We start from the raw sequence: 13,533 nt of genomic DNA on the forward strand, positions 1-13,533 counted from the left end.
TTCGGCAACTTCTGGCCAGTAGTGGCCTGTCTGCTCTGGGGAGGGCTTGCCAAAAAGAGCAGACAAGGCCCTACCGAACCAACCCAGTCGTAAAGCTCGATTGGCGTCGGCCTCAAAAATGGACACCAGCACGCCGCCAGTCACCGCCGCCCGGCGGCCTCCAAGCGGGTCCGGTCAACAATCTCGACCGCGCCTCGACGAAGTTCGATCAGGCCCGCCTCGGCCCATTGTGCCAGAATGCGGCTCACCACCTCGCGCACGCTTCCGACATCGTCCGCGAGCTTTTGATGGGTCACCGCGGCGACGCCCCGCGGATCGGCTTCAGCGAGGAGGCGTTGCGCGAGGCGCTGCTTTAGCGGTGCGAACGCGACCTCGTCGATCAGCGTGAACAGGCCGGACATCAATCGCGTGTAGTCATCCATGACGAATCTGCGGAACGCCGCGCTGTCGCCGATCAGGTGCTGGAACGTGCCGACCGGCAGGGCCGCGAGTTCGGTCCGCTCCTCGGCCACGCTCTGCGCCGGAAAGGTGCCGCCGGACAGGAGACACTGAGTGGTGAGGGGGCAGGTGCCGCCCGGGCCAACCTTGTAGATCAGCACCTCGCGTCCGCCCTCCGACATCCGGAAGATCCGCGTGCGTCCCTCCAGGCACATCAGGTAGTTGGCACACTCGCCATTTAGTTCGTAGGCGATGGCGCCTGCATCCAGCACCGGGAAATGCACGGTTCCCCGAGCGATCTGAAGATGCGCCGGGCTGAGAGCTTGAAGAAGCGGAAACCGGTCGATCCACCCCTCGACCTTTTGGGCATCCGTCATGGCTGGCGTGGTCCCCCGGCCATGACGACGGGTTGATCGTCCGGCGCGCGTTGCGTTTTCCTCCCGCCGCGCCGGATTTGTGTGACCTGGGTCACCGACCGGGTGCAGCGGCCCGGCATAGCATCGCGACACAACGAACACGATAAGGGTGCCCGCCATGCGTGGCGCCCGCCGGGAGTAAACCGATGCGCCGCTTAGCCCTCAGCTTCATGCTCGCCGTCTTCGCTGCCGGCCCCGCCGCGGCCGAACAAGATCTGCTGCTCGGAGCCGACATGTCCTCGCCTGCCATGACGAAGGCCGAGATGAGCCGCGCCGACGTAGAGGCGATGATCCAGGCCGCGGACGGTAAGCCCATCGACCTGCACGACAAGGCGCTGTCGGGCCTCGATCTCTCCGGGTTGAATCTCCGGGGCGTCAACTTACGAACTGCGCGCCTGAACAAGGCCAATCTACGCGGCGCCGACCTCAGCGGCGCAAACCTCGAACAGGCATGGCTCCTGAAGGCAGACCTTTCCGGGGCCAAGCTCGCGGACGCGAAAATGTTCGGCATCACTGCGCGGGAGGCCAACCTCAGCGGGGCCGACCTCAGCCGGTCCATGCCCATCGGCGATTTCAAGGGCGCCAACATGAGCAGCGCCACGCTGGTCGATCTCAAGGGCGGAGCCAACATCAAGAATCAGTCCATGGGTCTGATGCGGGCGGTGTTCACCTCGGTGAACCTGTCGGGCGCGAACCTCAAGGGAGCCAACCTCGGCCGGTCACGCCTGGAGTATGCGAATCTTAAGGATGCCGATCTCACTGGCGTGGTGCTGATGGGCTCAGACTTGTCCGGGGCCAATTTGACCGGTGCTACGGTCACGGGCGCGGACTTCAAGAACGTCGATGTCAGCGGCGCTCGTCTCATCGACCTCCAAGGTCAGTCCGAGGCCAAGGACTGGGCGGAGAGGGTGAACATCGACCGTGCCGTCACTCAGGCATCCGATTGATCCGCCCGTTCACCAACCTGACGGCCCGCCTCTGACCTCAACGGTTTCTGTCTCAAGAAACCTAGTCAGCGGTAATCTACAACGTTCCCTGATATCAGCGAAGCCGCAAACTCGGGTTGCCCAATCGACAAGACTGGCTTCAAGCCAAAGCACGACGTTCGTCGTCCCCAGCCAAATCATCGCATCGCGTGATCAAAATGATCGATACGTTCCGTTGGATCGAACGAATGGACGCGGTCATGGTCGTGGCAGATCCAGTCCGCGAGGTGCACGCACCATGCCCGCAGCAGCCTTTCTCCGATCACGCGCGCTTGCTCTGTCTTCCATCCTGCCCGGCCTGAGCCTTTGCCTCGCGGTGACGGGCGCCGCCCTCGGGCTGGAGATGGTCGAGAAGCATATCTTCGGCCGTGCGTGGCTGGAGGCTCTGGTCCTCTCCATCGTGCTGGGCACGGCCGTCCGCACGGCCTGGAACCCTGGTCGGCGCTTCGCTCGCGGTATCGCGTTCGGCGCCAAGACCGTCCTGGAAATCGCCGTCGTCCTGCTCGGCGCCTCGCTCAGCCTCGGGACGCTGCTCGCGGCCGGGCCGGGGCTCCTCGTCGGCATCGCGGTGGTGGTGGCCCTCGCCATTGCGGCGAGCTACGGCATCGGCCGAGTTCTCGGGTTGACCCCGCGCCTGGCCATCCTCGTCGCCTGCGGCAACTCGATCTGTGGAAACTCGGCGATCGCGGCGGCGGCCCCGGTGATCGACGCGGACGGCGAGGACGTCGCCTCTTCCATCGCCTTCACCGCCGTGCTCGGCGTTCTCGTCGTTCTCGGGTTGCCGCTGCTCGTGCCGCTGCTCGGACTCTCACCGATGCAGTACGGTGTGCTCGCGGGGCTCACGGTCTACGCCGTGCCGCAGGTTCTCGCCGCAACCGCCCCGGTGGCCGCCCTCAGCGTCCAAGTCGGCACCCTGGTCAAGCTGGTCCGCGTGCTGATGCTTGGGCCAGTGGTCCTGGCTCTCTCGCTCGGGATTAGCTGGCTGCGCGCGGGGACGGGCGTGACCGTACCGCACCGCACGGCCGGCGAGCGCCCCGCCTCGGGCCGGATGCCGCTGCACCGGCTGGTGCCGTGGTTCATCCTCGCCTTCCTGGCCTTGACGGGTCTTCGCTCCGCGGAGCTCGTTCCCGAAGCGGCTTTGCACCCCATGGCCGCGGCGGCGAACGCGCTGACCATCGTGTCGATGGCGGCCCTCGGCCTCGGCGTCGACGTGCGCAGCGTCGCCAAGGCGGGACCACGCGTCACCCTGGCGGTAGTCGCTTCGCTCGCCGCCCTGACGGCCGTGAGCCTCGGGCTGATCCGCCTGCTCGGCATCGCCTGAAATAGGCCTGCCACCCGGCGCGTATGAGCGCGTTGGAGTCCGACCTTCTGCGATAGAGACACCCATGTCGAGCTTGACCGAGCGTATGGCGCGCCTGATCGTTCATGGGGAGCGCCCCTACAATGCCGAGCCACCGCTGACCCGCCTGCGGGCCCGTTACCGGACCCCTGCGGAAGACTTCTACGTCCGCTCCCACGGCGACCTGCCGGAGATCGACGCCGCCGCATGGCGCCTGTCCGTCGATGGCGCGCATGTCGGTCCCCTCGATCTGTCGCTGGCGGATCTGCGCGCGCGTTTTCCCGAGGCGACCGTCACGGCCACGATGCAGTGCGCCGGCAACCGCCGCGCCGATATGCGGGCGGTCGCCCCAGTCTCGGGCGATCCTTGGGACGGCGGCGCCATCGGGACGGCGGACTGGACCGGCGTCCGCCTCGGCGACGTCCTGCGTGCGGCGGGCGTAGCGCCAGGAGCGAACCTCCACTCGGACCTCCATGTGGCCTTCGAGAGCCAAGATGTGGTGGAGGGACGGCCCTACGGCGTCTCGATCCCGCTCGCCAAGGCGGTCGCCGGCGAGACACTGCTGGCCTTCGCGATGAACGGGGCATCGCTGTTGCCCGAGCACGGCTTCCCCGTGCGGGCCGTCGTGCCGGGCTTCGCGGGCGTGCGCAGCCCGAAATGGCTGAAGCGCATCACGGTGCAGGACCATCCCTCGACCAACCCGATGCAAGCCGACGACTACAAGCTGTTCCCGCCGGACGTGACGGCCGAGACCGCCAATCCCGCGAAAGGCCACACCATCGAAACGATGCCGCTCAACGCCGCGATCTGCGAGCCCGCGCGCGGAGCCCGGCTCAAGGCGGGCGAGACCACCATTCGCGGGTACGCCATCGCGGGAGATCGGGCGATCGTGCGCGTCGATGTCTCGGGCGATGGCGGTCGGTCCTGGCATCAAGCTACGCTGGAACACGAGGCCGGCGCTCCCTTCGCCTGGACGTTCTGGGAGATCGTGCTGGACCTTCCGTCCGGCGAGCGCGACCTCGTGGTGCGCGCCTGGGACAGCGCCGGGCAGACCCAGCCGGCGCGGCCGGACGAGACGTGGAACTTCAAGGGCTACCTCAGCGCCTCCTGGCACCGTGTGTGGGTCGAGGTCGCTTGAAGGGCCGCCCCCCGTCAGGGGGCGGCACGGATCAGGTCGAGCAAGGCGTCGGCGGCGCGACTGCGGTAGCGCTCCTTGTGGCGCAGGACCCGGAAGGTTCGCGTCGGCAGAGCGAAGGGCACGGCGACGAGCGCTCCGGTTCGCAGAGAGGGTCCGACCACCGCTTCGGATAGAACGCTCGCCCCGGCCCCCGCCACGACGGCGGCGAGGACAGCCTCGTTCGACGGCAGTTCGAGGGCAACCGTGAGTGCGTCCGGTGCGATGCCCAGCGCGACGATCGCCGCCTCGAAGGCGGAGCGCGTGCCCGATCCGGGTTCGCGCAGCACCCAGGAGACTGAAGCGAGGTCGGATCGTCCCGACCGCGCGCGTGCGGCCAACGGGTGATCAGGCGCGATGACGAGGATCAGCCGGTCCTCGGCGACCGGAGTGCTCGCGAGGCTGCCGTCCTCGATCGGGCCCTCCACGAAGGCGAGTTCCGCCGTCCCGGCTCGGACCGCCTCGGCGGCTTCGGCGGTGTTGCCGATGCCGAGCCGCAGGACGATGTCGGGATAGGCCGCCCGAAAGGCGACGAGGTGCCGGGGGAGCCAGTGGCTGGCGATGGTCTGGCTCGCCTGGATGGACAGCGTGCCGCGCCGCAAGCCGCTGAGGTCCGCGAGCACCTGTTCGGCCGCCTGGGCGCGGGCGAGCACCGCGCGAGCCTCGCTGAGAAAGACGCCGCCCGCTTCGGTCAGTTCGATGCCCCGGCCGACCCGGTGGAACAACTTGACGGCGTGCCGAGTCTCCAGTGCGCTGATGGCGGCGCTGACCGCCGACTGGACGAGGTTCAGCGCCTCGGCCGCCCGCGTGACGTGCTGGCGCTCGGCAACCGCCACGAAGATGCGCAACTGGTCGAGGGTCATGGCGTCTCGTGCTCGGCGGGGGCCTTGGCCGGCGTGGTCCGGCAGGGTTCGGATACGAGCATCACCGCGCGACTTCGCGCTTGCCCGAGACCTGCGCATCGACCGCCTCGGCGACCCGGAGCAGCCGCGCCTCGTCCGTGCGGGCCGTCACCACGTAGGACATCCCGGCATCGATCCACGAGAAGGCGGCCACGTCGTCGGCGCGGGCGTAGCGGAACACGCCGCGCCCGCCGGTCGGCCCGGCCCGGCTGTACAGGGTCAGGCGGGTGCCCCGGTCGTCGTCGTACATCAGCATCGCCGCCGGCTCGTCTCCGGCGGGGAGCAGGCGCCCGCCCATGAGCCGGAATCCCTGCGCCCGCAGGTCCGGCACGGTGACGGGCCGGCCCAGGCGCGCGCTGAGCCATCGCACGAGGTCGGTCGAGCCGTCGGCGCGGACCTCGACCGGATGGGCGGCCTCGACCACGTAGGTGCGGAAGGCGGAGACGGCCGCCTGCGTCATCGGTTCGGCGTGGGCGCCCGGGCCCGGCACGGCGCCGCGCCCGGCCCACCCGGCCGCGCCGCCGAGGGCGAGCAGGAGCGCCGCCGCCGCCGCGCTCGGCCACCGACGCGGGAGGCGCATCCGGCGCGAGCCTGCGAGGTTCGCGATGCGCAGGCGGGCGGGGATCGGCTCGTCCGCCACGGGCGCGAGGCGCGCCCGCAGGCGTTCCCGCACCTCCCGGTCGGCGGCGACCCGGGCGGCTGCCTCCGGATGCGCGGCGAGCCACGCCTCGACGCGGGCGCGGCGGCCCGGATCGAGCCGTCCGTCCACAAAGGCGTGCAGGTCGTCCTCGCCGACGGGACGCGGGTCGGACGCGGTCATTTCACCCTCCGCAGATGCCCGGTGACGATCGTGGGAGCCCGGTCGAGGAAGGCGCGCAACCGGCCGCGCGCCCGGCTGAGGCGCGACATCACCGTGCCGACGGGGATCGCGAGCACGGCGGCGACCTCGGCATAGGACATGTCCTCGACCGCGACGAGGAGCAGGACGGACCGCTGCTCCTCGGGAAGCGCGGCGATCCCGTCGAGCACGTCCCGCGCGCCCACGGCCGCCTCGGGATCGACCCCGACCTCCGCGATCTCCATCAGCGCCTCCGGGCCGACCTCGATGCCCCGGCGGCGGCGCACGCCTTCGAGGTAGCGGTTGCGCAGGATCGCGAACAGCCACGCCCGCAGATCGCCCTCGCGGCGCTGCGGCCAGGCGCGGATCGCCCGTTCCAGCGTGTCCTGGACGAGGTCGTCGGCTGCTTCGCGCTGCCGCAGCAGCGCGGTCGCGTAGCGCCGCAGGGCCGGAATCTGCGGTTCGATCAGGACGGCGAGGTCGTCCAAGGGTGGTCTCCGGATCGCGGCTACGGCGATGCCCGTGCCGCCGTTCGGAACAGAGATGCCGGAATTGCCCGAACTATTCCAAGCTTGGCCCCGGCGAGCCGATCACGCATCCGTGACCGCTTGACCGGGAGCGCCGGGGAATATCCCGGCCCGGCCGGCATCTCTCCCCGCGTGACCTCGACACTGCGGGAGAGACCATGCGCGGAGCACCGACGGCGATCCTCATCACCTTGTTCATGGCCGGGGGTGTCCTGGGCGGCGGCATGATGATGCGCGCCGGGCATGCGGAGACCGCCCCCGGCGGCTTCGATGCGATGATGGCCCAATCGATGGCGCGGATGCACGCGGACATGGCGGTGTCGCCGTCCGGCGACCCCGACCGGGATTTCGCCGCCATGATGATCCCGCACCATCAGGGCGCGATCGAGATGGCGAAGGCCGAACTCGCATACGGCCGCGACCCAGTCCTGCGTCGGCTCGCGCAGGGCATCGTCGTCGAGCAGGCGCAGGAGATCGAGGTCATGCGCCGCGCCCTCGCCGAGCGACCGGTCGCGCAGACCCCACCGACGCAGCCGCCGGCCCGCCACCACCACTGAGCGGATCGCCGTCCCCCGTCCCGACCATCAGCGCGAAGAGACCTTCATGATGCGACACCTCATTCCGGCGACCCTGCTGCTCGCCCTCCTCGGCGGGACCGCGCTTGCGGGCCAGGCGCCGGGGCCCGCCTCGGCGCCGGACGTGCCGGTCGGCCCCCGCGACCGGTTCTACACCTCGGACCAGTTCTCCAACACGGTCTCGGTGATCGACCCAGCCGCCAATACGCTCCTAGGCGTGATCCGTCTCGGCGACACGACGCCCGCGAACCTGAGCCCGCTCTATCGCGGCCAGCTCCTGGTCCACGGCATGGGCTTCTCGCCCGACCGCAAGACCCTGCTCGCCGTCTCGATCGGCTCGAACTCGGTCAGCTTCATCGACACCGCCACCAACACTGTGCGCCGCACAACCTATGTCGGCCGCTCGCCGCACGAGGCGTTCTTCACGCCGGATGGGCGCGAGGTCTGGGTCAGCGTGCGCGGCGAGGACTACGTCGCGATCCTCGACGCGGGGACCGGCAAGGAGACGGGCCGGATCACGGTGCCAAACGGGCCCGGCATGACGATCTTCTCGCCCGACGGGCGTTACGGCTACGTCTGCTCCAGCTTCAGCCCCGAGACGGTCGCCATCGACGTGAAGAGCCGCGAGATCGTCGGGCGGATCAAGCAGGAGAGCCCGTTCTGCCCCGACATCGCGGCGACGCCCGACGGCAAGCAGGTGTGGTTCACCCTCAAGGACGTCGGCCGCGTCCAGGTGTTCGAGGCCACGCCGCCGTTCAAGGCGCTCAAGACCATCGAGACCGGACCGATCACCAACCACGTCAACATCGCGCGCACGAAGGCCGGGCAGTTCGCCTACGTGACGATCGGCGGCCTGAACCAAGTGAAGGTGTTCCGCACCGACGACTTCTCGCAGGTCGCGACGATTCCCACCGGCGCGCTCCCGCACGGCCTCTGGCCCTCGGGCGATGGTTCGCGGATCTATGTCGGCCTGGAGAATGCCGACGCGGTCGCGGTGATCGACACCGGCAGCAACGCGGTGATCGCCACCATCCCGATCGGCCAGGGGCCGCAGGGGGTGGCCTACGTCCCGGACGCGGTGTCGGAGGGAGCGGGTGCGCCGAACCTCCAGCCGCTGGGCGCGGCGGGCCAGTCGAGCACGCTGACGCTGGCCGGGCCGGATGGCAAGGCGGCCACGCAGGTCACGCTGTTCGACCAGGGCGTGTTGCAGACCCTGCAGGCGGCGGTGACGGGCCTCACGCCGAAGAAGCCCTACGTGCTGGCCCTCTCGGCCGATCCGAAGGGCGCCGGGCCGCTGGAGCCGCTGGCCGCCTTCATGACGAACCCGGCGGGCGCGGCCATCGTCAACGCCGTGGGCCCGATCCGGCAGGTGACGCAGAACGCGAACGAGGCCGCGCGGCGAAGCCTCGTCATCGTCGAGGGCAAGCCCGGCGAGACCGGCGCGACGGTCCAGACGCAGGCACCGCGCTGACGGGACGAGGGGGGCGGTCGCCGGACCGCCCCCTGTTTCCAGCCGCGCCTCAGTAGGTGTCGGCGAGGTAGGCGGCGATGGCCTTGGCCTGCGCCGCGTCGATCGGCGCGTGGTAGACCTTGACCATCTTGGTCACCTCGGACTCCCAGAAGGCCGCGCCTTTGCCGGGCGGCTGCATCGCGATGTAGTCCACCGAATGGCAGACGAGGCAGTTCGCCTGGGCCGCCTCGAAGCCCTCCGCGTGCGTGCCGGCCTTCGGCGCCCGCAGCTCCGCGGTCGGCTCCGGCACCGCGTAGGATTTCGGGGCGGCGAGGGCCGCGCCGGTGGCGAAGGCAAGCGCCGCCGTCAGGGCGAGGGTGGTGCGGGTCATCGTCGTCACTCCCTCAGGCCGCGCGCACGCGGGTGGTCTCGACCACGTTGCGCAGGTACCCGGCCGGGTTCCAGCGCGGCTCCATCGGCTGGCTCGCCCCGTCGTTGGCGGTTGCCCGCACCCGGATCGCGTGCGCCCCCTGCGACAGCTCCGCGTCGAGGGTCCAGGGCCGGAAGGCGTAGGGGCCGAGATCCTGCCCGAGCCGCGCTTCCGCCCAGGTCTTGCCGTTGTCGGTCGAGACCGCCACCGACTTGATTCCCGAGCCACCATCGAAGGCGATGCCGCGCAAGGGCGTGCGCCCGGCCTTCACGTCCGCCCCGTCGGTCAGGTTGGTGAGAAAGGAGCGCACGGTGAAGCGGTTGATCGGCACGGTCTTGTCCGCCGCCTTGCCGGGTTGCGTGCAGGCGCAGTCGTTGTCGGGGATGCGATAGGCCTTCTGCATCCAGAAGCCGTCGAAGGATTTGTCGAGCACGCTGATGCTCTCCAGGTGCTTGACCCAGTAGGTGCCGTAGAATCCTGGCACGACGAGGCGCAGGGGATAGCCGTTGAGCCAGGGCAGATCCTGCCCGTTCATGCCCCAGGCGAGCATCACCTGCCCGTCGCGGGCGTGGTCGAGCTTGAGCGACTTGGCGAAGTCCGGCGTCTCCGGGATCACCGGGCCGTCAAGGCCGGTGAAGGCGACCTCGACGGCGCCCGCCTTCACCCCGGCCTTGTCGAGCACCGCCTTCAGCGGCACGCCGGTCCATCGGGCGCAGCCCATCGCCCCGTTGGCGAGCTGCCCGCCGGCCATGCGCGGTTCGAAGAAGCCGCGAGAGTTGCCCGAGCACTGATTGACCGCGACGATCTCGGTCGTCGGCATCGCCTTCAGGTCGGCGAGCGAGAGCGAGACCTCCTTCTCGACATGGCCCTTGATCGCGACCCGGTAGGTCTCGGGGTCGATCTCGGTCGGGATGTCGGCGAGGTGGTAGCGCACGAAGAACGCGTCGTTGGGCGTGATGGCGCCCTCGTCGAACACCGAGAACGGGGTCTCCAGTTGCGGCGGGCGCGCGGTCATCTGGAGCAGCGGGCGCTTGCCCGGATAGGCCACCAGGGGCCGCTCGCCGTTGCCGAAGGGCAGCGTGGTGGTGTCGCCCGCGAGTGCCCGCAACGACGCGAAGCTGCCGCCGCCGAGGCCCGCCAGGGCGGTGAGACCCGCCCGCCTGATGAGATCGCGTCTGTCGAGCATCCGATTCCTCCCCGGTTTCGCGCGTGACTCCGGCGACCGGGCCCGCGACGTGCGGAGGAGGAGACGCACGTCGCCCCCGGTCTATTCGCGGCGGGTCGAAATAAATTCCGCGGCCCGCGCCGGTCAGCCGGTGCAGGGGCGTTCAGAGAGGCCGGTGGCCCGGTCCAGGGCGAGCCGCAGGCGGTCCGTCTTGGTCGGTTCGGTGAGGAGCACGGCCGCCTCGGCCAGCAGGGCGAAGCGCTCGGCCGGCACCGTCTCGGACAGGAGGACGTAGCGGCGCCCCTTGCTGTCCCAGCGCGCCACACGCAGGTCGCGGTCCCCTTGCGCGATCTCGAGTCCGGCCTGCCCGCGCGACGGCCTGCTCCAGACGGCGAGCCGGCAGCCGTGACGCCCCTCGTAACCGGCAAGCCGGCCAGCCGAACCGTCACCCTCGGACAGGTAGACCAAGCGGAAGCCCGCCGCCCCGAGATCGAGGGGGAAGCCGTTCAGGCCGCCCGCGGGCTGCATGGCGTTCGCGGGTGCGCCCGCCGCACTCCAGGCCATGAAGGCCGCGCGCGCGGCGTCGGCCGGCGGGCGAGACGACGGGGCCAGCCAGCCGGTGCCGACGAGGACGACCAGGGCCGCGGCGCACGCCCATCCGAGGGAGGCGCGGGCCATCGGCGCGCGCGGGGGCGGCACGACCGCAGCCTTCACCTCCCGTTTCACCCCCTGCTTCAGCCGGGTCAGGGTCGCGACCCGCGCGGCCAGGACCGGATCGCGGGCCAGCGTCTCCGCGACCGCGCGCCGGTCCTTCGCATCAAGTTCCCCATCGACGTAGGCATTGAGGGTCTCCCAGCGCATCACGGCCCCTCGCTCCCATCGGACGGCTCGGCGATCCGGTGCAGCATGATCCGCCTCGCCCTGTGCAGACGGCTCATGACCGTGCCGACGGGAATGCCGAGCCGTTTGGCGGTCTCCCGGTAGCTCAGGCCTTCGACGTCCACGCAGGTCACGACCTTTCGGCAGGGTGCATCGAGGGTGGCGAAAGCCTGGCGCACGGCGATGGCCTCAATCAGGCGGTCGTCGAACCCTTCGTCGGGCCAATCCACGAGATCGTCCTCGCGGCGGGTCCGGTTCCGGCGGAGCCGATCGATCCAGGCGTGGCGCACGATCCGGAACAGGTAGGCGCGGGCCGCCCGCGGTTCGCTCGGCGTCGTCCCCGTCGAGAGCGCCTTGAGGGCGCTCTGCTGCATCAGGTCGCGCGCGGCGTCGGGCTCCCGCGTCAGCGTCAGCGCGTAGCGGAACAGGCGCGGCCACGCTTCGACGAGGTGCTCACCGATGGACCGCATCCTGATGTGTCATCCTCCCCGCACTCCATAGCACATCGATGCATGTCCACACAGAGTCGCAACGGTCGTCGATGGTTGTGGATGTCGGGAGGCCTTACACCTCTGCAGCGCTACTCGGAGCGTTGCTGTTGCTGAACAATCGATTGCAAGCTCGTATGTCTGCTTTCAGGCATTGTGAGGATGCGGTTTTAAGACCGGGGTGGGCGCGAAGCTGAATGTCCGGTTCCGGGTATCGAGTTGATGTCCGCTCATGGCGCACAGCCGAACAATCGGCGGGCGAACTCCTGACCGAGGCCGTGTGGAAACGCAGATCCCTCGGGATTGGGGCGAGCGCACCGCGTTGCGCCGGAGATCGAGCTGCTGGCCTCAGGTTCGGATGGCCGCCAGCAGCGGGCGGACCCCGAAGATCTGGATCATCCGCTTCATGTTGTAGGCCAGAACTTGCAGGCTCATCTCGGTCCTGACCTTCGCCAAGGTCCGGGTCAGGAAGTGAGTGGCGCCCATCCAGGCCTTCAGCGTACCGAACGGGTGCTCCACGGTCTGGCGACGGATCTTCATCGCGTCCGGCATCCGGTCGAGCCGCTCCTGCATCGCATCAAGCACGCCCTCGTGCACCCAGCGTTTGACACGCCGCGTCTCCGCTGGCGTGCAGCGGGGCTTGAGAGCGCAATCGAGACAGGCCGTCAGGTTGCGGTAGTGATCTATCTCGTCGCCATCGGCCCGACGATCGGACCGGGTAACGCCCTTGGTCAGGTGCTGGCCGGCGGGACAGGTGTAACGGTCATGGCTGGCGTCGTAGACGAAGTCCTGTCCCGTGAAGAGGCCGCGCTTGGCGTGGCCCGAGGTCAGGGTCTTGGGCACGCATGGCAGCACGCCGGTGCCCTCGCAGGCCAGAACCTGTTCCCCGCTGAGGTAGCCCCGGTCGGCCAGCACCGTGAGCGTGGCACACCCCGTCGCCTCCTGAGCCAGGAGCCCCATCGGCGCGAGTTGCGCCCGGTCGCTGCCGACGTTGGTCACGGCGTGGGCCACGATCAGATGGTGCTCGGCATCCACCGCGGCCTGGACGTTGTAGCCGACCATGCCCGTACCCTTGCCGCTGGTCGCCATGGAGCGCGCGTCGGGGTCGGTCAGCGAGACTTGGCCGTCGGGTGCAGCCTCGACCTGCTGCCCTCTCGCCTGGAGGACCTGCATCTGCGCGCGCAGGCCCGCAATCTTCTCCTTGAGCCGTGTCGTGCGCGCCTCGGCGATGTCGCTCGGCTCGCGGTCGGCCCGATCCAGCGCAGCAAGATAACGGCCGATGCTCGTCTCGACCTGCGCCAAGCGCGCCTCGACCTTCGCGGCGGTGAAGTTCTTGTCGCGGTTGTTGACCGCCTTGAACTTGCTGCCGTCGATGGCGACGACGGCCTTGCTGAACAGGTTCAGCCGGCGGCACAACACCACGAACTGCGCGCAGGCGGCCTGGATGGCAGGGCCGTTGTCCTTGCGGAAGTCGGCCAGCGTCTTGAAGTCGGGCATCAGCCGGCCGGTGAGCCAGATCAGTTCGACGTTGCGTTGGCTCTCGCGTTCGAGACGCCGGCTCGACGGGACGCGGTTGAGATAGCCGTAGAGGTAGATCTTGAGCAGCGTCGCTGGATGGTAGGCCGGACGACCCGTGGCCTCCGGTACCGCGCCCGCGAAGCCGAGCGCGCCCAGATCGAGCTCATCGACGAACACTTCGACGAGGCGAACCGGGTTGTCGGCGGTGATGTAGTCGTCCAGACAGTCGGGAAGGAGTGTGATCTGCTGACGATCCTCGCCTGCAATGAAGCGCTTCATCCCGACCTCCCAAGATCGGAAATTACTCTACCAGATCAGCGCGTTTTCACACAGCCTGGACCCATTGCGGACATTCGAGGCGCTGCCGCTGAAGGTCCGGATCGGATGGGGAGCCGACCCTGGCCCGTC

At 69.5% G+C, this 13,533-nt stretch carries 14 protein-coding genes; 5 read left to right on the plus strand and 9 right to left on the minus strand.

Annotated elements, in window-relative coordinates; genetic code table 11:
* Positions 1–140: 140 nt before the first annotated feature.
* Complete coding sequence (locus MFF54_RS22680) at positions 141–815, minus strand: Crp/Fnr family transcriptional regulator (RefSeq protein ID WP_096484931.1); 675 nt, start codon at positions 813–815, stop codon at positions 141–143.
* Positions 816–1,000: 185 nt separating this feature from the next.
* Between MFF54_RS22680 and MFF54_RS22685 the strand changes: the two genes are divergently transcribed.
* The 3 genes from MFF54_RS22685 to MFF54_RS22695 all read left to right on the plus strand — a co-directional run bounded on the left by MFF54_RS22685 (position 1,001) and on the right by MFF54_RS22695 (position 4,317).
* On the plus strand, positions 1,001–1,801 hold the full coding sequence (locus tag MFF54_RS22685; protein WP_091950948.1) for a pentapeptide repeat-containing protein: 801 nt from the start codon (positions 1,001–1,003) through the stop codon (positions 1,799–1,801).
* A gap of 277 nt (positions 1,802–2,078) precedes the next feature.
* On the plus strand, positions 2,079–3,161 hold the full coding sequence (locus MFF54_RS22690; protein WP_091950946.1) for a YeiH family protein: 1,083 nt from the start codon (positions 2,079–2,081) through the stop codon (positions 3,159–3,161).
* A gap of 64 nt (positions 3,162–3,225) precedes the next feature.
* Entirely contained in the window at positions 3,226–4,317 is a 1,092-nt protein-coding gene (locus MFF54_RS22695) for a molybdopterin-dependent oxidoreductase (RefSeq protein WP_091950944.1), read from the plus strand.
* A 14-nt stretch (positions 4,318–4,331) separates the two neighbouring features.
* Here MFF54_RS22695 and MFF54_RS22700 read toward each other — a convergent pair whose 3' ends face one another.
* The 3 genes from MFF54_RS22700 to MFF54_RS22710 form a co-directional block, all read right to left on the minus strand.
* A complete protein-coding gene (locus tag MFF54_RS22700) occupies positions 4,332–5,216 on the minus strand; it encodes a LysR substrate-binding domain-containing protein (protein WP_091950942.1) in 885 nt (294 codons plus the stop codon).
* Between the two features lie 61 nt (positions 5,217–5,277).
* On the minus strand, positions 5,278–6,075 hold the full coding sequence (locus MFF54_RS22705) for an anti-sigma factor family protein (protein ID WP_091950940.1): 798 nt from the start codon (positions 6,073–6,075) through the stop codon (positions 5,278–5,280).
* The gene (locus tag MFF54_RS22710; protein ID WP_091950938.1) at positions 6,072–6,581 is read right to left on the minus strand and encodes a sigma-70 family RNA polymerase sigma factor; all 510 of its coding nucleotides are present in this window, start codon (positions 6,579–6,581) and stop codon (positions 6,072–6,074) included. The genes MFF54_RS22705 and MFF54_RS22710 overlap by 4 nt, the downstream gene beginning before the upstream one ends.
* A gap of 197 nt (positions 6,582–6,778) precedes the next feature.
* Between MFF54_RS22710 and copM the strand changes: the two genes are divergently transcribed.
* On the plus strand, positions 6,779–7,177 hold the full coding sequence (gene copM / locus MFF54_RS22715) for a CopM family metallochaperone (RefSeq protein WP_091950935.1): 399 nt from the start codon (positions 6,779–6,781) through the stop codon (positions 7,175–7,177).
* A gap of 49 nt (positions 7,178–7,226) precedes the next feature.
* Entirely contained in the window at positions 7,227–8,666 is a 1,440-nt protein-coding gene (locus MFF54_RS22720) for a YncE family protein (protein WP_091950973.1), read from the plus strand.
* 49 nt (positions 8,667–8,715) lie between these two features.
* Here the strand turns inward: MFF54_RS22720 and sorB are convergent, their stop codons facing one another.
* From sorB to MFF54_RS22745, 5 genes are all read right to left on the minus strand, one after another.
* The gene (gene sorB / locus MFF54_RS22725; protein ID WP_173807901.1) at positions 8,716–9,036 is read right to left on the minus strand and encodes a SorB family sulfite dehydrogenase c-type cytochrome subunit; all 321 of its coding nucleotides are present in this window, start codon (positions 9,034–9,036) and stop codon (positions 8,716–8,718) included.
* A 13-nt stretch (positions 9,037–9,049) separates the two neighbouring features.
* Positions 9,050–10,261, minus strand: coding sequence for a SorA family sulfite dehydrogenase catalytic subunit (gene sorA / locus MFF54_RS22730; protein ID WP_096484929.1), 1,212 nt, complete (start codon positions 10,259–10,261; stop codon positions 9,050–9,052).
* 123 nt (positions 10,262–10,384) lie between these two features.
* On the minus strand, positions 10,385–11,101 hold the full coding sequence (locus MFF54_RS22735; RefSeq protein WP_091950929.1) for an anti-sigma factor family protein: 717 nt from the start codon (positions 11,099–11,101) through the stop codon (positions 10,385–10,387).
* Positions 11,101–11,589: an RNA polymerase sigma factor gene (locus MFF54_RS22740; RefSeq protein WP_091950927.1), complete on the minus strand. Its 489-nt coding sequence runs from the start codon at positions 11,587–11,589 to the stop codon at positions 11,101–11,103. Before MFF54_RS22740 ends, MFF54_RS22735 begins: the two co-directional genes overlap by 1 nt.
* 366 nt (positions 11,590–11,955) lie before the next feature.
* The gene (locus MFF54_RS22745; protein WP_238306514.1) at positions 11,956–13,404 is read right to left on the minus strand and encodes an IS1182 family transposase; all 1,449 of its coding nucleotides are present in this window, start codon (positions 13,402–13,404) and stop codon (positions 11,956–11,958) included.
* Positions 13,405–13,533: the final 129 nt, after the last annotated feature.

Source organism: Methylobacterium gregans, assembly GCF_022179245.1.
In the GTDB taxonomy this organism is placed as follows: Bacteria; Pseudomonadota; Alphaproteobacteria; order Rhizobiales; family Beijerinckiaceae; genus Methylobacterium; species Methylobacterium gregans.